The sequence below is a fragment of the Runella sp. SP2 genome (genome assembly GCF_003711225.1).
Classification (GTDB): domain Bacteria; phylum Bacteroidota; class Bacteroidia; order Cytophagales; family Spirosomataceae; genus Runella.
Genome location: NZ_CP031030.1, coordinates 4,986,091 through 5,008,430, shown reverse-complemented (window position 1 = coordinate 5,008,430; position 22,340 = coordinate 4,986,091). Strand labels below are relative to the sequence as shown.

Below are 22,340 nucleotides of genomic sequence, written 5' to 3'. Positions count from 1 at the left end.
TAATGAAAAGAGTTGATAATGTGTTAATTGTTTGCTTACTCGGTAAGCATAGTAAGCTCATTCATACTGCTTTTGGCCAATGCCCTTACCGATTCGTCCACGTTTGTGTCTTTTTGTAATTTATCAAAGACAGGCAAACTTTCACGAACCCTCATGCGCACTAAGGTTTCGATTAAGGTTGTTTGCTCGGTAGGCTCACTGGTTTGGGTAAGTTGACTTACGAGTACTTTTTTGACCTCGTCGGTAGGTTTAAACCGTTCCAACGTTTCGATGGTCGATAGGCGAACGTTCAGACTTTCGTCGTCCCGCAAGGTGTTGATAAGCGCTTGAATCACGGCGGGTTTGGGGTCGTTGAGCGCGGCGGCGTAGTTAATGCCTTTGAGGCGCTCAGAGGCTGAATGGTCTTTCAATAATCCCAAAATAACCAATTCCTGCGTCATTTTCATTTCTTTCCGAAGCGACGCAATTTCTTGCATCATATTCGGATTGGATGATTTTGAAACGTTGGCCAACTCCATCGGCAGTTCAGTAGAAGTTTGGGTTTCTGCTTTTGTTTTTTGTGGAACTTCCGACGGCGTTTGTACGGCCACGGTGCGGTACTGAATTTCGACGGGGGCGGTTTGACGACCTACCCAAAACGTAAGCCCTAGCCCTGCGACTGCGGCCGCGTACCGTAAATAACTTTTCCACGGCGTGGGTTTAAAGGCAATTACCGTACTTTCGAGCATTTTTTCTCCTTGTAGGGCTTTGTAAAACGCATCGTCCATGTCTTTATCTGTATCGGCTTCGGTGCGTTGCAGTGCTTGCCAAACTGCTTGCAGCTCTTCCACTTCTTTTCGTAAAAGCGGGTCAACGGCCAAGCGTTGTTCAAACACAACCCGCTCGGCTTCTGGCAAAAGCCCTAATAAGTAATCGGTTATGATTTGTTCGTTTAGCATGTTGTTCCTTGGTGGAGTTGGATTCTCAAATCCAACCTTTGTTGTTTATTGATTACTAACATTCATGTATAAGTCTCGGAGCTTTTGCATGGCTCGGAAGACCCGCACTTTTACGTTTGGCACTGATAACCCCAGACTTTGGCCGATTTCTTCGTAACTCATGTTTTGGAACCGACTCAGCAAAAGCACTTCGCGGTATTGGTCAGGCAATTGAGCCAGCGCACGGTGCAAAAACTGATGTTGTTCTTCGGTTTCGTCGTAGCTATCGCCGATGTCCGCTATTTCATTTAGGTCTGTATGGGTTGGATTTTTTTTGAGGTAATCAAAGAACACATTGCGCGCAATTTCCAAAATCCAAGTCCTAAACGACGCCCCTTCGCGGTAGGTATGCCGATAGCGTAGCATCCGTAAAAATACCTGTTGGGTAAGATCACGGGCGTTTTCGCGGTCGTTTTGGCGGTAGAGAAAGAAATTAAGGAGCGATTTTTTGTAGCGTTCGTACAAAATGGCCGCTTTGTCCAAATCTCCTTGACTTACCGCATACATAGCCTGTTCGTCGGTCATGCGCTGTTTGGGTTTTCATGAAGAGATTACTAGAGGAGGGGTCAAAGGTTACACTGGAACAAAAAAAATCTTCAAAACTTTTTGCCAAAAATAAAAAAAGCCTTTCGATGAATCTATTTCACCAAAAGGCTTTTGTTGTAACTTGTTGAAAAATAGCGTTATAGCGTTTCTAAAATCTGCTTCAATACCGCCTGCGCTGACCAGAGGCGATTACCTGCCTGCTCCACCACGATAGACTGTGGCCCGTCAATGACTTCGTCGGTTACTTTGACGTTGCGACGAACGGGCAAGCAGTGCATAAATTTCCCGTTGTTGGTCAAGTCCATTTTTTGTTGGGTAATCATCCACGACGGGTCTTTGGTGAGCACCTTGCCGTATTGCTCGTACGATGACCAGTTTTTGGCGTAAATAAAATCAGCACCCGCAAACGCTTCGTCTTGGTTATAGACCACTTTGGCGTTGTTCAGATAGTCGGGATTCAATTCGTAGCCTTCGGGGTAAGTTACCACAAACTCCACGTCGCGGCGGGTCATCCATTCGCAAAACGAGTTGGCCACCGCTTGCGGAAGTGACTTAAAGTGAGGTGCCCACGTGAGCACAACTTTGGGGCGTGCCGTGGTTTTGTATTCTTCGATTGTAATGCAATCGGCCAAAGATTGAAGCGGGTGGCGCGTCGCCGACTCAAGGTTGACGATAGGAACCCCTGCATATTTTTTGAATTGCGTCATTACTAACTCTGCATAATCTTTCTCGCGGTCTTGCAGCCCTGCAAACGCCCGAACGGCCAAAATATCGCAATATTTGCCCATCACGGCGGCGGCTTCTTTCACGTGTTCGGCATTTCCACCGTCCATGATTACGCCTTCTTCCAATTCCAAGCCCCAGCTATCTTGCCCTACGGTCATCACCATGGTATTCATACCAAGGTTTTGAGCGGCGCGCTGCGTACTCAGGCGCGTGCGAAGACTTTGGTTAAAAAACAGCAAACCAATGGTCTTGTTTTCGCCGAGGTGCTTGTGGGCAAAAGGTGATTTTTTAAGTTGAAGCCCTTCATTTACAAGGGTATCAATGTTGGTTACGTCGTGTACAGAAAGAAAGTGTTGCATTGTTAAAGAAATCGAATCGTCGATGCGGTGGAGTTATAAAGAAACAAAATTTGAAAAATTGTTTTAATATCGCCCTCTTTTAAGATATATTTATAAAATAACGCTTTTTTAAAGTTAAATTGACTTTATTTTTGCCATAAAAAGTATATTATAACATTCATATCAGTGGCGCAGGTTGCTGGTGATGTGACGTGGGCTACTCATATCGGTGACGTGGGTTACTATAACCCACGCCGAGGTTTCTCAAAACCTCGTTAACAAAAAACGGTTGAGCGCAACCACCTAAGTAAGCTGCACTCAACCGTTATAAAAGAAAACTCGTAATTCGTTTATTTGCCTTTTGACATTCTGATTAGATGCCTACGGCTTTTTTGAATTCTTCGTCAGTAGGTTTAATTTTTGAAGCAAAGAAATGCGTCAATTTTCCGTTTTCGTCCACTACATATTTGCAGAAGTTCCAAGTAGGAGCTTTATCGTTCCAGCCATTAAGCGATTTGTTGGACAACCACTTGTAGAGTGGATGCTGATTTTCGCCTACCACGTCGATTTTTGAGAACATTTGGAACGTTACGCCGTAGTTTTTCTTGCAAAAAGTAGCGATTTCGTCGTTACTGCCTGATTCTTGCGACCCGAAGTTGTTGGCAGGGAAGCCCAAAACCACCACTTTATCGCCGTATTGCTCGTGGAATTTTTGCCAATCAGCGTATTGAGGAGTATAGCCACAAGCTGAAGCGACGTTAAGCAACACAATTTTTTTGCCTTTGTACTTACTCAAAGAGATTTGTTCGCTGCCCATGAGGGCTTTCATTTTATAATCGTACACAGAAGAGGTAGGTTTAACGTTGGCAGTGTTCGTTTGAATTTCTTTTTTGTTGGCAAAAATGCCTGATAAAAGCGATAATAGCATGAGAAACAAAGATTTAATCGTTGCCATTTGTGAGTTTGTGTTAATGGTTGCGCTTTAAAAACGAACTTATTGCCTAGAATGTTCGAGCAAAGGGAATATTTTACTTTCTCTTCTTACAAAACACTCAAAATTTCTTGGTAAGAAATCAAAAAAATGGCCAACACAGCGATGGCTAAACCCACTTTGTTGAGCGGCTCTAAGGTTTCTTTGAACAAAAGCCACGCCATAAAAGCCGACGTTAGCATACTTAAAACGTTGTAAATCGGAAAAACAAAGGCCGCGCTGTTGCCAAAGTCACTCAATGCACCCAATAAAAAATAAAAAGATAGAAAGTTGGGAAAGCCCAAAATCAACCCTCCGACGATGCTTTGCCACTGCACCTTTTCCCCAAAAAACAAGACTCGAATGAGCAAATAACTGTTCCCAATCAGAATTGCGCCCGTGCAGGCAATGGCCGTAAAGAGCGATGATTCGTTGGGCTGGTAAGAAGTAGAACTGGTGTAATTAATAAGCGTATTGTTGGTGCCACTTGCCAAAAAGAGAATGACGGGTAAGAATAACACGGCTCCTTTTTTGACAGATTCGGCGTTGCTGTTTTTTTTCAACGTACTCAAGGCCAACGCTACAAGGGCCAGTAATAAACCAAGGTAGTTGAGAAAAGTAAAGTCTTTGTTGTTGTTTTTGAAGACAAATAGTCCGAACAATACAGGAATCACCAACGACATATTTCCTGCCAACGAAGCTGCTGTAACGCCCACTTTGGTGGTAGTGATGCCAATAAGGGCAAAAACCACGACAAACATCGCCCCCAGTGCCAGTGTCAATAAGGTTGGCGTAGAGCCCCAGTCGGTACCAAAATACTGCTGACGGTTGGGCATCAAAAGCAGCCCCATGAGCACGCACGAATAATAATTGAAAAAAACCGCGTGAAAAGGCTGTACTTTGTACTTAGGAAACGCTCGCATAATCAAGTACAACGACACCGTGAAAACAACAGCCAGTAGAAAGTTTAACATAATCGAATGGGGGTTGAACAGGGAACAAATTGTGGCGTACTGCGATTTACTTAAAAATACCTATCAAACCAAAACAGTCCGTAATTTTGAAACCCTCATTTTGAACTCCAACCAATATGCAATTAGATAGAACGATACCGCCCGCTTTCCGCACCATTCAAACCGTACAGTTTCCTTCGCATCAGAGCGTTGTGCTTGACAACGGTCAGCCGCTATTTGTGGCCAACGTTGGCGAGCAACCCGTTGTGCGAATAGAAGTACTGTTTGAGGCAGGAACGTGGCACGAAGACGTCGATGGGGCGTCGTTTTTTGGAGTAAAAATGTTAACAGAAGGTACCCAAAAACGGACATCCGCTCAAATTAGCGGGCATTTTGACCAAATTGGGGCTTTTGTCGATTTGAGCCACACGCCCGACCGCGCCAATATTATGGTGTATGGCCTAACCAAACACCTCGGGGCAATTCTCGAAATGGTGTCGGAACTTATCCACGAGGCAACTTATCCCGAAAAAGAGTTCAATGACCTGCGCAATATCAGCCTTCAAAACCTGCGGATTAACCTCGAAAAAAATGCGTACGTAGCCACAACTACCTTCAAAGAACGCTTATTTGGCGCGACGCACCCGTACGGAAAAAGCCAAAACGAAAAATCAATTAAAGCCCTTTCGGTAGCTGATTTACAAAATTTTTATACGAATCGCATCAAAGCGCGTCCTTTTCGCGTATTCCTTTCTGGACAGGTGGGTGACGCTGAGGTGGCTTTGGTCAACCAGTATTTGGGACAACATTTGGTGGTGCCTTCGCCCGAAGTGAATAAGTCGCTAGAAATTGTTTCGCAGACCGAACCTTTGTGGGTTGACAAAGCAGACGCTGTACAGTCGTCGGTAAGGGTAGGGCGGATGTTGTTCAAACGCCAACACCCTGATTTTTACCGAATGATTGTGGCCAACGAAATTTTGGGCGGCTATTTTGGTTCGCGATTGATGCGTAATATTCGGGAAGAAAAAGGCTTTACCTATGGCATTTCGTCGAGTATCGTCCCGATGCGTCAAGCGGGTTATTGGGCGATTGGAACTGATGTTAAAAAAGAATTTGCCCAAGCGACCTTGGACGAAATCCAAAAAGAAATCCACCGATTGCAGACCGAGCTTGTCCCAGAAAGTGAGCTTGAAACCGTCAAAAATTACTTAGCGGGAGAGTTTGCGGGATCACTCAATACGCCTTTTGAAATTGCTGATCGCGTGCGACTGATGGTACTAGAAGGACTAGATGTTGAATTTTATTCCAACTATATCCAACGATTGCGCGTCGTTACGGCAGAGGATATTCAAAAAATAGCAAATCAGTACTGGCAATGGGAAGATTTGCAACAAGTAATTGTAGGATAAAAATAGAGTTGATACCAATCACTCTCAACAAACAAATGAAGAAGATTCACTTAGTAATCGCGGTAGTATCCGCCCTGAGCATTGTTTCTTGTCAAACCATGCTCGAAAACGATGCACAAAAACAGTACGAACAGAACGAGTTGGAGATTCAAAATTATATCTCGTCGAAGCAACTTACGATGCAAAAAAGTACATCGGGCTTGTATTACAATATTTTGAAAACCAATCCCACGGGTCAAAAACCAAACGAAGGGGATGAGGTGTCGATTCACTATACATTGTTCAAAATGTCGGGGGTGAAATTTGACAGTACCGAGCGTTCTAAAAATGTTCCTTTTTCGTATATCTACGGCGTAAATCGCCTCATTCTTGGTATGGACGAAGGCATTTCTATGATGCGCAAAGGTGAGCAAGGGCTGTTTTTGATGAACCATACGCTTGCTTTTGGGAGCCAATCGGATGCGCAGTTACCTGCTTATTCGGCCGTAGGGGCAGAGGTAGAGATTGTCAATGTCCGTAACGAAGAACAACAAATCGACGATTATATTGCGGCTAAAAGCTTAACCGTTACTGAGAAAGCATCCTCTGGTTTGCGCTTTATTCAAACCACTACTACTACCAATGCCCAAGTAAAATCAGGCGATGTGGTTTCGGTGAAATACACAGGAAAACTGCTGACCGACAAGCAGTTTGATACGGGAGAAATATCAGTGAGAATTGGTTCTGGCGGTGTAATCAAAGGTTTTGAGGAAGGAATTAGCAAGATGCGTCTCGGCGAAAAAGCCACCCTCATCTTCCCCTCATCGTTGGGATATGGCACCACTGGTTCGGGTTCTGTGATTCGCCCTTACGCTCCACTGCTTTTTGAAGTAGAGATTGTGAATAAATAAGAAAAGTGTGTTTGCGGTTGTGAGTAACCGCAAACACGTATAAAACTAAAACCGCTTCAAGGCCAATTCTGCCACCGTTTGGCCAATCGACAACGACGAAGTCGCGGCGGGAGAAGGGGCATTGCAAACGTTGATGGCATTGGGGCGTTCGATGATGCTGAAGTCATCGAGTAAGCCGCCGTCGCGGTCGCACGCTTGGGCTCGCACGCCTGCACCGCCTGGCACCAAGTCGCTTTCTTTAATTTCGGGAATTAATTCTTGCAAGGCTTTGGTAAAAGCCGCTTTTGAAAACGAGCGGTACATTTCTCCCAAACCCGTTTGCCAATATTTTGCGGCTACTTTCTGAAAACCTGGCCAGGTAAGCGTTTGCCAAAGTTCTTTGGCGTGAATGTCCAATTTTTTATACCCTTCGCGGCGGAAAGCCAACACCGCATTTGGTCCTGCTTCGACGCCCCCGCCAATCATCCGCGTAAAGTGAACGCCCAAAAACGGGAAGTTCGGGTCGGGAACGGGATAAATGAGGTTTTTGACCAAATGCTGTTTCTCGGGTTTAATTTCGTAGTACTCTCCTCTGAACGGAATAATACGCAAGTGAATCGGGTCTTGCTGGGTAAACTGGGCTACTTTGTCGGAGTACAACCCCGCGCAGTTAATCACGAGTTTGGTTTGGTGGTAACTTTGTTCCGTAATGACGTTGGAGAATTTCTCCCCTTGCTGGATGCTCGTAACGCGTTGTCCAAAAATAATTTCTCCGCCCAATTCGCGCACTTTTTCGGCGTATTTTTCGCAAACGGCCTTGTAATTAATAATGCCCGTTTGGGGGACAAAAAAACCTTTAATGCCTTGTACGTGAGGCTCATATTCGCGCATACCCGCCAAGTCAAGCATCTTAAAGCCTTTCAGGCCGTTTTGGTAGCCACGTTCGTAAAGTCCTTCCAAAATTGGCACTTGTTCGGGGCGGGTTGCCACCACAATTTTCCCACAAAGGTCATACGGAATGCCTTCTTGCTCGGCAAAGTCAATGAGCATCTGATACCCACGAATGCAATTGGTTGCTTTGAGGCTACCAGGTTTGTAATACAAGCCCGAGTGAATCACACCGCTGTTGTGGCCTGTTTGGTGCATGGCTACTTCATCTTCTTTTTCAATCACCAACAACCGAGTCTTGGGACGTTGTTGCTTGAGTTTAAGCGCCGTTGCCAAACCAACGATACCGCCTCCTACAATGATGATGTCGTATGTTTTTTCCAAGTGAGTGTGCGTTTTGTGTGCTGCAAAGTTAGGCGAATCTGCTTACATTTGAAGCATGAAGAAAACCATCATTGCGCTCTATTCGGCTTTTTTAGCCTTCAAAGATTACCTCTTTCGAGAATGGGTCATGTCGATTCCCTTTCATGTTGTTCGGCGTTTTTTCATTCACCAAACTGTAAGCAAACTGGGGAAAAAAGGGTTTGTGATGATGAAAGTGGAGTTTCGGAATGGAAAGAACATCGAAATCGGCGACGGCTGCTTTATCAATAAACGTACGTTATTGGATGGTCGAGGTGGGCGATTGGTGATTGGAAACCACGTGGATATTGCCCAAGAAGTAAACATTTGGACACTCTCGCACGACCCCCACGACGATTTTCATCGTGTTTGGGGCAAAGACGTCGTCATTGAAGATTACGCTTGGATTGCCTCCCGTGTGACCATCATGCCAGGCGTGCGGGTTGGTCGAGGAGCCGTCGTGGCAGCAGGAAGCATCGTTACCAAAGATGTGGCTCCGATGGCGATGGTGGCGGGCGTGCCTGCCAAAGTGGTGGGCGAACGAAAAAGCGGTTTGAAGTACCGTCTGGATTGGGAACCGTGGTTTAAGTAAAGAAACCAGGGCTTTTGGCAACGTTACCGATAACGATTGCATAAAAAAATCCAATTAATAGGTTGTTTTGTACTACTCTATGGGCTAATCTCGTAGAAAATTATGGCTATTCAAACCAACCCAATGAAACTACTGCTTCGTATTTTCCTGCTACTTTCCCTGACGGCCTTTCACCCTGCCGACGATAAATTGACGATTTTTTTGTGCGGTGACTCAACTTTGGCCGATAAACTCCCCGCCGACGCGCCCGAAACAGGATGGGGCATGGTGCTGCCGTCGTATTTCAACGAGGCGGTAAAAGTACAGAATCACGCCGTGAATGGTCGTAGCACCAAAAGCTTCATCACCGAAGGCCGTTGGCAAAAAGTGGTGTCTCAGGTGAAAAAGGGCGACTGGGTGTTTATTCAGTTTGGGCACAACGACCAAAAAGTGGCCGATACCACTCGCTCAGCTCCTGCACAGACTTTATACCGCCAAAATTTGATTCGTTTTGTGAACGAAACCCGTGCAAAAGGTGGAAATCCGTTGCTGATTACGCCCGTTATGCGTCGTAAATTTGACGAAAATGGGGCGTTTGTGGACCAGCACGGCGAGTATCCGCAAGTAGTGAAAGAGGTGGCTAAAGAATTGAAAGTGCCGATGATAGACTTGCACGCCAAAAGCCAAAAAGTGATTGAAAAACACGGAGTAGAGGCGTCAAAGTTGTTGTTTTTGCACTACGGAGCCAATGTTTTCCCCAAAAATCCAAAAGGATTGACCGACGATACCCACTTCTCAAAATACGGGGCTGCTGTCATGGCGAGTTTGGTGATGGAAGGTATTATGGAATTGCCGATTGATTTGAAAAGTTTTGTAAAAAAATCGGAGTTCACGAATAAATACGCGTTTGAGCTCCCCAAGTATGCTACGCCCGCGTTTCGTAAAGATACGTTTAACATCGTTCGTTACGGCGCCAAAGCCGATGGTTATACCGTCAACACCAAGGCGATTCAACAGGCGATTGATGTGTGCAACGAGGCAGGTGGCGGAACCGTCCTGATTCCCGCAGGCTTGTGGGTAACGGGGCCGATTGTGCTGAAAAAAAACGTGAATCTTCACTTGGCCAAAAACGCATTGTTGCAGTACAGCCGCAACCACGACGATTATCCAATTGTGGTTACGACCTGGGAGGGTCAAGAATCGTACCGTTGTCAGGCACCGATTTGGGGCGTGGACTTGACCAATATCGGTATTACGGGCGAAGGCGTTATCGACGGAGGTGGTGACGTTTGGCGCGCCATCAAACGCGAAAAACAAACGACTTCGCAGTGGATTGCTCTTCAAAAATCGGGAGGAGTCATAAGCGAAAAAGGCGATATGTGGTACCCGTCGGAGCAGTCGAAAAAGGGAAATAACACGCCCAACGCGGGTCGTATTTTGAACGGAGTGCATCCAACCCAAGCCGAATTGGCGTCGTACAAAGATTTTCTCCGCCCCAATATGGTAAGTCTAACCCGTTGCAAAAGTGTTTTGATTGAGGGAGTTACGTTTCAAAATTCCCCCGCTTGGACGCTTCACCCGTTGTTGTGCGACCACATCAGCGTTCGCAACGTAAATGTGCGCAATTATTGGTACGCCCAAAACAGTGATGCCATCGACTTGGAATCGTGCCGTAACGGAATTTTGGAAGGATGTACTTTTGATACGGGTGACGATGGAATTACGATTAAGTCGGGGCGCGACGAGCAAGGCCGCAAACGTGGTGTGCCTACCGAAAACTTTATCGTCAGAGATTGCAAGGTATATCACGCCCACGGTGGTTTTGTGATTGGATCCGAAATGTCGGGTGGCGTGCGTAATATGTTTGTTTCCAACTGTACGTTTATGGGCTCGGACGTGGGGCTTCGATTTAAGACAGCCCGCGGTCGGGGAGGCGTAGTAGAAGACATTTACGTCACCGACATCAACATGACCGAAATCCCAGGCGAAGCCGTCATTTTTGACATGTATTATGCGGCCAAAGATCCCGTGGCGTTGGTAGGCGAATCCAACGAGTTGCCTGTCATTAAAGCCGAGCCGTTGAATGAAGGAACGCCGCAGTTTAAAAACTTTTACATCAAAAATATTGTATGCAAAGGCGCAGAAACGGCGATTATGGTACGAGGCTTGCCCGAAATGAGCATCAAAAATATTAACATTGACAATGCCTACATCGAGGCCAACAAGGGCTTGGTATGCGTAGAAGGTGAAAATATTAACCTCAAAAACGTCACGATGTTGACCAGCGACAAAACGGTGATGCAAGTGCAAAACAGCAAAAACATCACGCTCGACGGCATTACGTACGGAAAAGACAAGGACGTATTGCTCAAAGTAATGGGCGACCGTTCGGAGTCCATCAAACTGCTCCGCACCGATGCGGCTGGCGCCAAAAAAGAAGTAGAACTTGGCGTAGGAGTAAAGAGCAAAGTTGTAATCAAGAAATAAATGTTGAGTGCAGACGGGGCGCCCGAGCGATGCAGAATGTCGAATAAGCCCATTCGACACAAAAAACCATTTAAATAGTTGAGCGAAAGTTTTAGAGTAATTCAAAGTAGCCTCGGTAGAGGCGCAACATTTGTAGTAGCAGCAGGAGATTTTTCTAATTTATGCTTCGGAGAAGCATAACTCTTTGGCTTTTGTTATGCTTCTCCGAAGCATAAGGATTCTAACTTTATAGGTGAATTTCTATACTACAAAGGTTACGCTTCGCCGAAGCGAAATAAACTACTAATACACTAAAATTTATGCACACTTATTTGACTTCTGGTTGGGTCAAAATGGCCATCCACGTTTTTATTCCTTCTACGTAATTGCCGAGGCGGAGGTTTTCGTTGGCGGCGTGCTGATTGTTGTCCGAGTTGACCATCGGAACATGAATGGCGGGTAAATTCAATTCCCGCAAAAAGGGTACAATCGGTACTGAGCCGCCCGTCATCCGAATCTTAATCGGCTCTTTGCCAAACGTACGAACAATAACTGCCGTGAGCCAGCGGTCAGGATAAATCCCAAAATCAGTACGGAAAGGCAACATCCGCGCTTCGCGTTCGAGTAAAGTGACGATTTTGGGGTATTTTAAGCGTTCAGCATCGGTTGGTTTACGATCCAAAATCACATACCCTTTGCCTTCGATGTGTTTTCTAACCAAGCCAATCAAGCGTTCTGGACTTGACTCAGGCACTAAACGGATGTCGATTTCGGCCGTGGCTTCGTCGGGGACAATCGTATTGGCTTTTTCTCCAATATTGGCAGAAACCAACCCACGGATGTTGAGCGAAGGGTATTGCAAGGATTCTTGGTAATTAGCACCTACTTTGTCAGGTTGGGTAAATACCAATTTTTGACGAATCAACTCAGGGTCATCGGGAACGGCAGCCAGAATTTTACGCGCACTGGCGTCAATCGTGATACCGTCGTAGTATCCAGGAATCGTCACGCGGCCGTCTTCGTCTTTCATGGAGGCCAACAATTGCGCCATCCTAAGCGCAGGATTGGGGGCATAATTGCCGTAGTGGCCACTGTGTTGCGAGATTTTTGGCCCATAAGTAGTCAGCGTAATCGACGCAATGCCGCGACAGCCGTAGGTAAGGGTAGGTTCATTTGACAAATGTCGTCCGCCATCCATCACCATCAGAAAATCAGCGCCTAATTTTCCCTTGTGCGTTTTGACCATTTCGGCCAAATGTGGCGCACCAATTTCTTCTTCACTGTCCAAAATCACCTTGAGGTGGTAAGGCGACTGCACGTTTTCTTTCTGCATCATGTCCAACGCTGCCAATAACATCAAAATTGGCCCCTTATCGTCCGAGACGGCGCGAGCAAAAATCCGCCATTCGGGGTCGTAGCCCGTCTGAAGGTTATCCCAAGAAATCGTTTCCCATTGTCCGTTGGGGCTTTTTTTCTTCAAAACGGGTTTATAGGGCGATTCTTGCTGCCATTTTTCAGGCTCTACGGGCTGCCCGTCGAAGTGCATGTAAAAGAGCAGGGTTTTGAGTGGGCCAGGGGCAGGTTTGGCCGATTTTTTTTCCGCAAAAAAGACGGGATGACCTGCCGTTGGTAAAAACTCAGTAGTGAATCCTTGTTTTTCAAACGCTTTTTTAAGCCAATCGAGGTTGGGCTGGATTTGCTCTTTGATGTGCGCATTGCTCGGCAAACTCATAAAATCGTAGAGGTTGCCGTAGTAGTTTTTAACGTGTTTTTTAACGGTTGTTTCTAAGTCTGTTTGAGACTGAGCGTGAGCAATCACGGCAGTGAAGAACAAAAGAGACAGTAATTTTTTCATTAAGGTAAAGAGTATTTATTTAAGAAAAAGAAGAGTAGGTTATTTAGCGGCATTTTCACCAAAAACCCATTGGCCAAACCACGATAAATTTTCTTCCATGACCTGCCGCATTTGTTTGGGTTTGGTAATGCCGTGGCCAAAACCTTTGTAAACGACCATTTTAACGGGAACGCTGAAGTCTTCCAGCGCCAAACGAAGTTCATACGCATTGGCAATCGGAACGCGCCTGTCTAGCTCGCCGTGCTGTATGAGCGTCGGCGTTTTAGCGGTTTTGATGTACGAAATGGGCGAGGTTTTGCGGTAAATCTCGGGGTCGCTCCAAGGCGTTCCTTTGAGGTATTGGCGGGTAAAAGGAGTGATGTCGGTGTTTTGGTAATACGTGGCCCAGTTGGAAATCCCTGCACCTACCGACGTGGCTTTAAATCGGTCGCTGAACGTAGTGATAAATGCCGAAATATACCCTCCTTGGCTCCAGCCCATAGCGCCCACTTTGTCTCTATCCACCATTCCTTTCCCAATCAAAAAATCAACGCCCGAGATGACATCATCGTAGTCACCGACGCCCAAGTTGCGGACGTTGAGCGCCCGAAATGCCTTGCCGTAGCCCGCCGAGCCACGGTAGTTGGGGCGGAGAATAACTGCTCCCTTGGCCGCAAACAATTCGATGGGGTAGTAGCGATCGGCAGCAATGCTTGGAAGGTCGATGCCCGTAGGCCCGCCGTGAATCACCACCAACAACGGGTATTTTTTGGCAGGGTCAAAGTTGGCAGGTTTGATCAATACGCCTTCGATGGTGGTTCCGTCTTTTGATTTCCAACTCACTACCTCGCGAGTGGCCGTCGCAAATGGTTTTAATTGTTCACCCATTTGGGTAAGCGGTTTGGGGGCAAAGGCATTGGTGGATGAAACGACGATTTCCGCGAGGCGATTGGGGGAAGCCAAAACGCAGGCAAGTTGTTGGAAGTCGTTGGAAAACGAAAATTGAGTGGCCAACGCATCCGCAGGTTGGGTGATTTTGGTGAATTTCTTCGTGCTGGGGTTGAGCAAAAACAAGTGGGCGGTTGTTTTTTGAAGTCCGCTAAACCAAATCCCATTCGCCGACCATTTTAAAAGGCTGGCGTTTTCGTCAAAACTTTGGCTAACTACCACGGGAGTACCTCCTTTTTCGGGAACGATGGCAATGTAGCGGTTGGCGTAGAAAAAGAACTCGTCTTCGTTGGTAGTGCTAAACGCGATTTGGCTGCCGTCGGGCGACCAAACGGGGTTAGAATCGGGACCTTTGAGGGAAACAATTTTAACCAACGAGCTATCCGCCAACGTCAACACGTAAATATCTGAAGTGTGCGAATTGATTAAATCGGGATTTTTGGCCGCGTCAAAAGCGATTTTTTTGCCATCGGGAGAAAATGAAAAACCACCCACTGAAAAGTCAGTGCCTTTGGTCAACGCTTTGGGCGTAGGAAGTTTGCCAAGGGTATCGGCAAACGGAAGCGTGTATAAATGCGTCATTTTGTAGTCTTCGTGGACTACCTCGTAATCGCTGTATTTTTCTACCCGTTCTTTGAAGGCTTTGGTATCGGGTGTCGTGGCTGAAAAAACGATGCTTTTACCATCAGGAGCAAAATCGAAGGAGGAGACACCCGTTTCAAATTTTGTCAATGCTTTGGCTTCGCCTCCTTGCGGTCGAATCCAATAAATCTGACTTTTATCGTCGCGGGTGGAAAGAAACGCCAGCACTTTTCCGTCGGGCGACCAAACGGGGCTGCTGTTGGATTTTTTGGAGTTGGTTAACTGAAATTTTTCACCTGAGGTAACGTTGGCAAGCCAAATTTCGGTTTCGTAGGCGTTTTCGTCCCAATTGGTTTCCGTTAAAACGTAAGCTACCCATTTGCCGTCGGGAGAAATTTGCGGATTCCCGACGCTTTTCATCGAAAGAGATTGGGAAATGGTGGGTACTTGGGCAAGGGCTCCGACCCAAAAAAGTACAAATAATGGTTGAAGAAGTGTTTTCATTGAAGTAAATGAAGGATTGCCCTTAAAGTTAGAAAATTTACTTTCAGGAACAATACACTGCGGGGCACTTGGCTCAAAACACTTTTCTCAAACTGCGATTTGTGCTATTTCCCTAAGCCGTTTACGATTTGCCGCATGGCTTCGGAGGGAATGACAAAGTTGAAGTTACCCCAAATCAGCTCGTCGTATTTGGGAACGGTTTGCTGGGTAAAACTTTCGGTGTCTATCAAAACATCCGTTTCTGGAATCCGCATACCGTTGCTTTTTTGGATGTCGGTGGTGACAAATTGTAGCTTAATGGTACCTAATGTTTGGGTATTTTTTTGTTCAAATTGGGTATCCAACAGCATTCGATAATCTTGTAAATACCATTTCCCACCAAAAGGTTTGTAGCTAATGCAGGTGTAGAGGCGCTTGGCGTCGCGTTTGGTTTTGCCAAACATCTTGTCGGACGCACTGGTTTTCAAAACGTCTTTGACGCCTTCGGGGGTAAAGTCATATTCGATGCGAACAATGGCCGTATCTGAAGAATTGATGTACATAATTCCGTTGCGCGCCGCTTTGATACCCGTGCTTACGGGGCGGAACAAAATCCGATACACTTGTTTGTCGAGGTACGTGGTAATGGTATCGTCGAGTTCGTAGGCGTAATCGTACAAATTTTTGCCGTCGAGGTATTCGGGGATAGAAATATCAATGGAGTTGGTCACGATGCTGGCACCGTTCGGGAAAGCGTAACCTTCCATTACTTTTGAGCGATTTTGACTGGCAAAGTTGCGCCCGCGAAGGGCCTTTACCTTCTGAGGAACCAAAATTTTGGGGCGCGGGTCTTTTTCGGCTTGCAAAACCGCTTCGCGAATGTCCACGAATTCGCCATTTTGCTGGAGCGATTCTCGGTAAAAACCTGTCAACAAATACGGATTAGGTGAACTGTTTTTCTTGATTTTACGCAAAGCCTCCGATACCCAATTTCGGGCTTCAAACGACTTGATGTACGAACTGTCCACGACCCGTAGCTGGGCTGGTTGAAGCTCAATGACGACATCTTTTTGGTTGGGTTGAAACGACGAGGCTTTTTGTTGGAAAGGCTGGTAGCCAAAAACTGAAACTACCAAAGCTGAGTCCGACGCAATACGCGGGAAACGGTAGAAAAACTGCCCGTCTTCGTTGGTGAGTGTTCCTGTGCCTTTGCTCATCATGCCAATGTACGCATGAGGAATAGGTCTTTGGGATATTTTATCAATGACTTTACCCGAAAGCAATAAGTAACCTCCTTGAGCATAAAGCGCGCACGACACCAGAAAAAAGCACAACGTTGAAACCAGATTTCGCATAGATAGCGTTTTTTATTCGATATAAATTGCTAACAAGAATCAGGCCAAATCGCCCAAATGGTAGCATCTTCGGCAACGCGCCTCGTAAGAGTCGGTTTCGCCCAATAAAATTTTATCTTGAGATGTTACCTTTCGGTAGGAATATTGAGCCACGGAGCCACAGGTGACGCAAATAGCGTGGACTTTGGTAACGTATTCTGCCACAGCCATTAAGAGTGGCATGGGGCCAAAAGGCTTTCCCGAAAAATCCATGTCAAGTCCCGCGACGATGACGCGCTTTCCGCTGCTGGCAAGTTTATTACAAACTTCGACTAGATTTTGGTCTAAAAATTGCGCTTCATCAATGCCGACCACATCACAATCACCAGCGAAAAGGAGTATTTCTTCGGAAGTGTTGACGGGAGTAGAGCGAATCGAATTTTCGTTGTGTGAGACAATGTCCTCGTCATGATAACGTTTATCAATGGCGGGTTTAAAAATTTCAACTTTTTGACGCGCAATTTTAGCACGATTGAGGCGACGAATAAGCTCTTCGGTTTTGCCAGAGAACATCGAACCACAGACGACTTCTATCCAGCCAAGGCTTGTTTGTTTAGGTTGGGAATGATGATTGGGTTCAATAAACATACGGTAGGGTTGACGTTCTTGTAACTTATGAACTAAAATAATTCGGATAACTGATTTTCGCCGATTACCTTTACAAAACAAACAAATTTTAGGATGCTCCACAAGTTTAATCTCAGCGCACTCAACGACTATAGCCAGCGGTTTGCGCGGAAAGTATGCGATGATTTCTTTGCCCAGAACACTACGGCGTCGGGTCAGCAAATTCTGAATTTGACAGCGATTCCACAGATAAATCTGTTTGTTATCAGTAGTTTATACGAAAGATGGCGAGCCGATGCGGAGACCTTCCGTAGTCCTTACTTTGACTTTGAGCAGGGCGAGGTTAAGGAAGCTTTGAAGCAATTTATGAATGTTGTCTCGCGCAACATTTCGGTCAAGCGAGAAGCACTAGAGCCTATTTTATCGGAGGCAACCAAAAATACTTTGATATTATTGATTGATCCCAACTCGTATTTTAATGAGCTTTTTCGCGACCAAGCTAATTTTTCGGTGACGGCCGATTTGGTGCAGCAGCTTTGTAAGTACATTCGGTTTAATAAATTTATTCCGCAAGAGCTGGCCAAAGGAATGAAAGATCGCAGCTTCGTTTACGTGAATCAGGCGATTGAATGGTCGGAGCAAGCCTTGCAAAAACACGCCGATGAATTGGATAACATTGAGCAATGGGTAGGGCATTTTTCGGCAAAAGTACCATTAGACCTTACCCATATTGTCAAAAAAATAACGCGCATTGAATCACCAAAGGTAGTCGATGAGCCCAATCGCTCCTTTTTTGATACACTCACTCCTGAACCTGAGCCAGAAGAAGAACCCGAACCTGAATTTACACCTGCGGCTATTCCTACGCCCGAGCCAATTCCAGCAAAAGCAAGTGAGCCTGCCTGGAAGCAAGAGCCCGTAAGCTATACGCCGCCTGCTCCTGCGAACCCTACGCCCGCAACCCTCAATCAGGTGGTTGGCGGAAGTGAAAATGGGGTAAAAGAGTCACTCAATGACCGTTTGCGGGTAGAGCAATCGAGTATTTCGGATGTCTATCAGAAACAGGCGATTACGAGCATTTCGCAGAGCATTCCACTGAACCAGAAGTTTATGTTTATTCACCATTTGTTCAGCGGAAGCAATAGCGCCTACGAAACGGCCATTTCGGAATTGGAACAAGCTCCCGATTATGATACGGCTCGTTCGTTGATAACTTATAAATTTGCGTCGCAGTACCTTTGGGACATGACAGGAGATGTCGTTGGCGATTTGCTTGAAATCGTGAAACGCCGTTTTCGACAATAAAAGTGATACAAAAGATGTGATTCGGGAGAATAACCTTCCCGAATTTCCTAACTCATAAAGATCGATGATTTCTTGCCAGAACCTTACGTTTTCGTATAGTCCACAAAAACGTTTTACGTTTCCAGACATAACTTGCGCCGACCGTGAAGCCCTGTTGATTTTGGGGCAGTCGGGGCGAGGAAAAACTACTTTGCTTCACTTAATGGCACTTTTGTTGCGTCCCGAAGGGGGGAGCGTCATGATTGGCGACAAAGACATAACGCCACTGTCGGTAGCAGAAGCGGCAGCAGTTCGGGCAAGTCAAATCGGGATTGTTTATCAAAAACCCCACTTTGTAAGCTCATTGAGCGTGTTGGAAAATGTGCTTTTGCCCAATTATTTAGCCCAAAAATTTCAGGATAAAAACCGTGCTCGCGCGCTGGCCGAAGAGTTGGGTTTTGCCGAACATTTATCCAAAAAAACGCACCAATTGAGCCAGGGGGAGCAGCAGCGCGTGAGCATCGCCCGTGCTTTGATGAACAATCCTGCGGTGATTTTGGCCGACGAACCTACTTCGAGCTTGGACGATGATAATTGTGACAAAGTAATTACGCTTCTCAAAAATCAATCAGAGCAAATTGGCGCAAGCCTTGTCGTTGTAACCCACGACCAGCGCCTCAAAGACGTAGTAGCGAATCAGGTGAAGTTGTAGTGTGCTCAGTTCCCCCTAGAATTTCGGACAAGACAATTGCTTGTCTTTCTTCACGCGGCGTTTGCGGGGTGAAGGCTCGTAGTCGAAGGTGTAAGCGAGCGAAATCTCGTGCGAACCGCCGCTAGGCAGCCCCAACGACGACACAGTAATGTCGTAGCTATACCCAAACGAAAAACGGTCGTGGCGGTAACCTACCAAGGCAATGAGCGACTCGCGGTTAGAGATATTGGCAACGTATTTTTTGATGGGCAAGCCACGGTACCAAAGCCCAAGGACAATGGGTGAGTAGGTGACATAGACGCCCAAATCAAGTTGGTCGTATTTTCCTTGAAACTTATAATTGATGGCGGGCGAAATGCTCATTTCGCGGTCTAATTCATCGCCCAAGCCCGTGTATCCCCCAAACGGAATACGTAAACCTGCGTGCAAACTCCCTTTGAGGGGAAGGCGCGTACCGTCAGCCACTTGGAAAAACCCTTGTTCAGGGCGATTGATGTGGTGCGCTGCTACGCCTATCCAATATTTGTCGGAGTAAAGTAAAAGCCCCGTTGAAAAGCTTAAATAATGTGTTGAAGGTGAGCCGTTAAGTGCAATCGGGTCAGCGGTAGCATTTCCTGTAAAGCCACGGTTGGTATATTGGTCGCCAAACGTCAAATCCGATAAATTAGCGCGGCGATTCCCGTACGTACCTTGTAAGCCCATGCGCAAAGCGGTGCTTTCATTGAACCGCAACTGATACGAATATTGTCCTGAAACTTCCGAACTACGAAGGCTTCCCGTTCCTTGCGAATCATTGACAAACATCAACCCAACCCCGCTGTTGACATTGGAAAAATAATGATCAACGGCAAAAGAGGTAGTAACGTAGTTGGCCGATAACCCAGGCCATTGGTTACGGTAGTTCATCATGACACGAGGCGCCAAATCTCCTCCTGCAAAAGCAGGGTTAAGGTACAAGGGGTTCGCATAAAATTGCGAAAACTGCGGGTCTTGGGCGTAACCTACTCGCAAACAGAGTCCCAATAAGAAGGTGAAAGCTAATCGTCTCATCATAATACCAAACGCTACCGCAAACATTTTGCCAAAATAATCACTAAATCTCCGAGAAAGTAACGGTTTTTTCTAGTAAATGTTATTCAAGGGTTCAAATCAACACATTTTTATTTGATTTTAAAGCAAAACCGCCCAAATGCAAAGAAGATATGTGTATTGCCTATTGTCTTTGTGAGTAACTGACCCCCAAAAGCTGACTTTAAAAGAAAGCATTAACTTCATTTTTGTTACGTATGAAACGTCTCCTTCCCGTTGCGCTTATCGCCCTCGTGGCTGCTCAGTTTCCTTGGGGAAATAAAATCCAAACTTCTTCGGAAGAATGGCCAGAATACCTCGGCGGCCCTGAGCGGAATCACTATTCTACCCTTACGCAGATTACGCCCGAAAACGTGCAAAACTTGAAAGTCGCGTGGAGCTACGCCACGCCTGATTCGGGACAAATGCAGGTAAATCCGATTGTGGTCAACGGCGTTTTGTACGGCGTAACGGCCTCGGTGCAGGCGTTTGCGTTGGATGCTGCTACGGGAAAAGAGCTGTGGCGGTTTGGCGACCCGCTCAAGAACTGGGCGAGTACCAGCCGTGGTGTGGCGTATTGGCGGGAAGGAAACGACGAGCGAATTTTGCACACGATGGGGCCGTATTTGTATGCCATCGACGCAAAAACGGGTAAAACGATTCCTTCTTTTGGAGAAAATGGGCGGGTGGACTTGCACACGGGGCTGCCCGAATCGGCCAAAGATAAATTTATGGTGTCGAACACCCCTGGGACAATTTTTGAAGACCTGATTGTGATGCCCGTTCGGTTGTCGGAAGGAGCAGATGCTGCGCCAGGCGATATTCGGGCGTTTAATGTCAAAACGGGGAAATTGGCGTGGACTTTCCACACCATTCCGTATCCTGGAGAGTTTGGGTACGAAACCTTTCCCAAAAATGCCTATAAAAATACTGACGTAGGGGCGGCCAACAACTGGTCGGGAATGTCGGTGGATCGGAAGCGAGGCATTTTGTACGTGCCGACGGGCTCGGCGGCCTATGATTTCTACGCGGGAAACCGCAAAGGACAAAACTTGTTTTCCAACTGTTTACTGGCCTTGGATGCGCGTACAGGAAAGCGACTATGGCATTTCCAAACCATGCACCACGACGTCTGGGACCGCGATTTGCCCGCTCCGCCTAATTTGGTGACTGTAAAGCAAAATGGTAAGAACATCGACGCCGTAGCCCAAGTGACCAAGCAAGGCTATGTGTTTGTGTTTGACCGCGTGACGGGAAAGCCGCTTTTTCCCATCAAAGAAGTACCTGCACACAAATCCAATTTGGTGGGCGAACAAACGTGGCCTACCCAGCCCGTCCCGACCAAACCTGCACCTTTTGCGCGTCAGTCGCCTACGGTGACGGAGAAAGAAATCAGTCCCTATGCCGAAAACCGCGAAGAGCTAATTGCGAACGTGAAAAAATACAAGAATGCGCTCTTTGCCGCGCCTTCAAAAGAAGGAACGGTGATTTTTCCTGGCTTTGACGGTGGGGCCGAATGGGGCGGGGCTGCCGTGGATCCTGAGGGCGTCATGTACGTAAACAGCAACGAAATGGCGTGGATTTTGACCATGAAAGACACGCCTAAGCAAGACGCTTTGGCGCATTTGCCACTGGGCGAACGTACTTATGCCACGCTTTGTACCTCGTGCCATGGCCCCGAACGGAAGGGAAATACCAAAAGTGGGTATCCGTCGTTGGTGGATATTTCGACCAAACGCGACAAAGCGTTTGTGTCCAACCTCATTACGTCGGGCAAAGGCATGATGCCAGGTTTTACGACCCTCAGCGCGGCCGACAAGCAGGCGTTGGTGGCATTTTTGTTTGGTGAAGAGAAAAAAGAAGCCAGCGGCGGCGGTAATTCAAAAATGCCTTACTTGCCTTACACAAGTACGGGTTACAATAAGTTTTTGGACAGTAAAGGGCTTCCTGCCATTACGCCGCCTTGGGGAACACTCAACGCCATTGACCTCAATACGGGGGAATACCGTTGGAAAATTCCTTTTGGATATGAACCTGCATTACTCGAAAAAGGAATAAAAAATACGGGGGTAGAAAACTACGGTGGCCCCGTGATTACGGCCAGTGGACTGCTGTTTATTGCCGCCACGAAAGATGGAATGTTTAGGGCATTTGACAAAAAAACAGGTAAATTGCTTTGGGAAACCAAACTCCCCGCGGCGGCCTTTGCAACGCCTGCAACCTATCAGGTCAATGGTAAACAGTACATTGTGATGGCCTGTGGAGGAACGAAACTTGGAACAAAAAAAGGTAATCAATACGTTGCTTTTACGTTACCATAATGTATAAGAATGTTTTGGTCACCAACAGCCAG

At 46.5% G+C, this 22,340-nt stretch carries 18 protein-coding genes; 7 read left to right on the top strand and 11 right to left on the bottom strand.

Annotated features, from left to right (window positions below):
- Nucleotides 1-35 precede the first annotated feature (35 nt).
- From DTQ70_RS20140 to DTQ70_RS20120, 5 genes are all read right to left on the bottom strand, one after another.
- On the bottom strand, nucleotides 36-938 hold the full coding sequence (locus DTQ70_RS20140; protein WP_122932475.1) for a HEAT repeat domain-containing protein: 903 nt from the start codon (nucleotides 936-938) through the stop codon (nucleotides 36-38).
- Between the two features lie 45 nt (nucleotides 939-983).
- On the bottom strand, nucleotides 984-1,502 hold the full coding sequence (locus DTQ70_RS20135; RefSeq protein ID WP_028523966.1) for an RNA polymerase sigma factor: 519 nt from the start codon (nucleotides 1,500-1,502) through the stop codon (nucleotides 984-986).
- Nucleotides 1,503-1,660: 158 nt separating this feature from the next.
- Nucleotides 1,661-2,608 (bottom strand): N-acetylornithine carbamoyltransferase, encoded by a 948-nt coding sequence (locus DTQ70_RS20130; RefSeq protein WP_122932474.1) that lies wholly within the window; start codon nucleotides 2,606-2,608, stop codon nucleotides 1,661-1,663.
- Nucleotides 2,609-2,960: 352 nt separating this feature from the next.
- A complete protein-coding gene (locus DTQ70_RS20125; RefSeq protein WP_122932473.1) occupies nucleotides 2,961-3,542 on the bottom strand; it encodes a glutathione peroxidase in 582 nt (193 codons plus the stop codon).
- A gap of 86 nt (nucleotides 3,543-3,628) precedes the next feature.
- Entirely contained in the window at nucleotides 3,629-4,531 is a 903-nt protein-coding gene (locus tag DTQ70_RS20120; protein WP_122932472.1) for a hypothetical protein, read from the bottom strand.
- 116 nt (nucleotides 4,532-4,647) lie between these two features.
- Between DTQ70_RS20120 and DTQ70_RS20115 the strand changes: the two genes are divergently transcribed.
- Both DTQ70_RS20115 and DTQ70_RS20110 read left to right on the top strand, forming a co-directional pair.
- Nucleotides 4,648-5,919 carry a pitrilysin family protein gene (locus DTQ70_RS20115; RefSeq protein ID WP_122932471.1) on the top strand — a complete coding sequence of 424 codons (1,272 nt, stop codon included), beginning with the start codon at nucleotides 4,648-4,650 and terminating at the stop codon, nucleotides 5,917-5,919.
- A gap of 35 nt (nucleotides 5,920-5,954) precedes the next feature.
- Nucleotides 5,955-6,809, top strand: coding sequence for an FKBP-type peptidyl-prolyl cis-trans isomerase (locus DTQ70_RS20110; RefSeq protein ID WP_164490127.1), 855 nt, complete (start codon nucleotides 5,955-5,957; stop codon nucleotides 6,807-6,809).
- Nucleotides 6,810-6,854: 45 nt separating this feature from the next.
- On the opposite strand, the gene lhgO is transcribed toward DTQ70_RS20110, so the two are convergent.
- Nucleotides 6,855-8,060, bottom strand: coding sequence for an L-2-hydroxyglutarate oxidase (gene lhgO / locus DTQ70_RS20105; RefSeq protein ID WP_122932469.1), 1,206 nt, complete (start codon nucleotides 8,058-8,060; stop codon nucleotides 6,855-6,857).
- 55 nt (nucleotides 8,061-8,115) lie between these two features.
- Here lhgO and DTQ70_RS31240 point away from each other — a divergent pair, with 55 nt between their 5' ends.
- Both DTQ70_RS31240 and DTQ70_RS20095 read left to right on the top strand, forming a co-directional pair.
- Nucleotides 8,116-8,670: an acyltransferase gene (locus DTQ70_RS31240; RefSeq protein ID WP_122932468.1), complete on the top strand. Its 555-nt coding sequence runs from the start codon at nucleotides 8,116-8,118 to the stop codon at nucleotides 8,668-8,670.
- Nucleotides 8,671-8,793: 123 nt separating this feature from the next.
- Nucleotides 8,794-11,136: a glycosyl hydrolase family 28 protein gene (locus DTQ70_RS20095; protein WP_122934491.1), complete on the top strand. Its 2,343-nt coding sequence runs from the start codon at nucleotides 8,794-8,796 to the stop codon at nucleotides 11,134-11,136.
- 307 nt (nucleotides 11,137-11,443) lie between these two features.
- Here DTQ70_RS20095 and DTQ70_RS20090 read toward each other — a convergent pair whose 3' ends face one another.
- The 4 genes from DTQ70_RS20090 to DTQ70_RS20075 all read right to left on the bottom strand — a co-directional run bounded on the left by DTQ70_RS20090 (nucleotide 11,444) and on the right by DTQ70_RS20075 (nucleotide 16,944).
- Nucleotides 11,444-12,970 (bottom strand): M20/M25/M40 family metallo-hydrolase, encoded by a 1,527-nt coding sequence (locus DTQ70_RS20090; RefSeq protein WP_122932467.1) that lies wholly within the window; start codon nucleotides 12,968-12,970, stop codon nucleotides 11,444-11,446.
- A gap of 39 nt (nucleotides 12,971-13,009) precedes the next feature.
- The gene (locus DTQ70_RS20085; protein ID WP_122932466.1) at nucleotides 13,010-14,983 is read right to left on the bottom strand and encodes a S9 family peptidase; all 1,974 of its coding nucleotides are present in this window, start codon (nucleotides 14,981-14,983) and stop codon (nucleotides 13,010-13,012) included.
- Between the two features lie 104 nt (nucleotides 14,984-15,087).
- On the bottom strand, nucleotides 15,088-16,317 hold the full coding sequence (locus DTQ70_RS20080; RefSeq protein ID WP_122932465.1) for a carboxypeptidase-like regulatory domain-containing protein: 1,230 nt from the start codon (nucleotides 16,315-16,317) through the stop codon (nucleotides 15,088-15,090).
- 39 nt (nucleotides 16,318-16,356) lie between these two features.
- A complete protein-coding gene (locus tag DTQ70_RS20075; protein WP_122932464.1) occupies nucleotides 16,357-16,944 on the bottom strand; it encodes a thymidine kinase in 588 nt (195 codons plus the stop codon).
- 93 nt (nucleotides 16,945-17,037) lie between these two features.
- Here DTQ70_RS20075 and DTQ70_RS20070 point away from each other — a divergent pair, with 93 nt between their 5' ends.
- Entirely contained in the window at nucleotides 17,038-18,228 is a 1,191-nt protein-coding gene (locus DTQ70_RS20070; protein ID WP_122932463.1) for a hypothetical protein, read from the top strand.
- A 64-nt stretch (nucleotides 18,229-18,292) separates the two neighbouring features.
- Complete coding sequence (locus DTQ70_RS20065) at nucleotides 18,293-18,919, top strand: ABC transporter ATP-binding protein (RefSeq protein ID WP_122932462.1); 627 nt, start codon at nucleotides 18,293-18,295, stop codon at nucleotides 18,917-18,919.
- A 15-nt stretch (nucleotides 18,920-18,934) separates the two neighbouring features.
- On the opposite strand, the gene DTQ70_RS20060 is transcribed toward DTQ70_RS20065, so the two are convergent.
- Nucleotides 18,935-19,972, bottom strand: coding sequence for a type IX secretion system membrane protein PorP/SprF (locus DTQ70_RS20060; RefSeq protein ID WP_164490126.1), 1,038 nt, complete (start codon nucleotides 19,970-19,972; stop codon nucleotides 18,935-18,937).
- A 233-nt stretch (nucleotides 19,973-20,205) separates the two neighbouring features.
- Here DTQ70_RS20060 and DTQ70_RS20055 point away from each other — a divergent pair, with 233 nt between their 5' ends.
- The gene (locus tag DTQ70_RS20055; protein WP_122932460.1) at nucleotides 20,206-22,308 is read left to right on the top strand and encodes a PQQ-binding-like beta-propeller repeat protein; all 2,103 of its coding nucleotides are present in this window, start codon (nucleotides 20,206-20,208) and stop codon (nucleotides 22,306-22,308) included.
- Nucleotides 22,309-22,340 lie beyond the last annotated feature (32 nt).

Excerpts from the sequence above, each read along its gene's own strand:
- DTQ70_RS20130 (WP_122932474.1), bottom strand. The coding sequence starts at position 2,608 with ATGCAACACTTTCTTTCTGTACACGACGTAACCAACATTGATACCCTT.
- DTQ70_RS20135 (WP_028523966.1), bottom strand. The coding sequence starts at position 1,502 with ATGACCGACGAACAGGCTATGTATGCGGTAAGTCAAGGAGATTTGGAC.
- DTQ70_RS20055 (WP_122932460.1), top strand. The coding sequence starts at position 20,206 with ATGAAACGTCTCCTTCCCGTTGCGCTTATCGCCCTCGTGGCTGCTCAG.
- DTQ70_RS20060 (WP_164490126.1), bottom strand. The coding sequence starts at position 19,972 with ATGATGAGACGATTAGCTTTCACCTTCTTATTGGGACTCTGTTTGCGA.
- DTQ70_RS20080 (WP_122932465.1), bottom strand. The coding sequence starts at position 16,317 with ATGCGAAATCTGGTTTCAACGTTGTGCTTTTTTCTGGTGTCGTGCGCG.
- DTQ70_RS20140 (WP_122932475.1), bottom strand. The coding sequence starts at position 938 with ATGCTAAACGAACAAATCATAACCGATTACTTATTAGGGCTTTTGCCA.
- DTQ70_RS20065 (WP_122932462.1), top strand. The coding sequence starts at position 18,293 with ATGATTTCTTGCCAGAACCTTACGTTTTCGTATAGTCCACAAAAACGT.
- DTQ70_RS20115 (WP_122932471.1), top strand. The coding sequence starts at position 4,648 with ATGCAATTAGATAGAACGATACCGCCCGCTTTCCGCACCATTCAAACC.
- DTQ70_RS20070 (WP_122932463.1), top strand. The coding sequence starts at position 17,038 with ATGCTCCACAAGTTTAATCTCAGCGCACTCAACGACTATAGCCAGCGG.
- DTQ70_RS20110 (WP_164490127.1), top strand. The coding sequence starts at position 5,955 with ATGAAGAAGATTCACTTAGTAATCGCGGTAGTATCCGCCCTGAGCATT.
- DTQ70_RS31240 (WP_122932468.1), top strand. The coding sequence starts at position 8,116 with ATGAAGAAAACCATCATTGCGCTCTATTCGGCTTTTTTAGCCTTCAAA.
- DTQ70_RS20125 (WP_122932473.1), bottom strand. The coding sequence starts at position 3,542 with ATGGCAACGATTAAATCTTTGTTTCTCATGCTATTATCGCTTTTATCA.
- DTQ70_RS20075 (WP_122932464.1), bottom strand. The coding sequence starts at position 16,944 with ATGTTTATTGAACCCAATCATCATTCCCAACCTAAACAAACAAGCCTT.
- DTQ70_RS20085 (WP_122932466.1), bottom strand. The coding sequence starts at position 14,983 with ATGAAAACACTTCTTCAACCATTATTTGTACTTTTTTGGGTCGGAGCC.
- DTQ70_RS20095 (WP_122934491.1), top strand. The coding sequence starts at position 8,794 with ATGAAACTACTGCTTCGTATTTTCCTGCTACTTTCCCTGACGGCCTTT.
- DTQ70_RS20120 (WP_122932472.1), bottom strand. The coding sequence starts at position 4,531 with ATGTTAAACTTTCTACTGGCTGTTGTTTTCACGGTGTCGTTGTACTTG.
- DTQ70_RS20090 (WP_122932467.1), bottom strand. The coding sequence starts at position 12,970 with ATGAAAAAATTACTGTCTCTTTTGTTCTTCACTGCCGTGATTGCTCAC.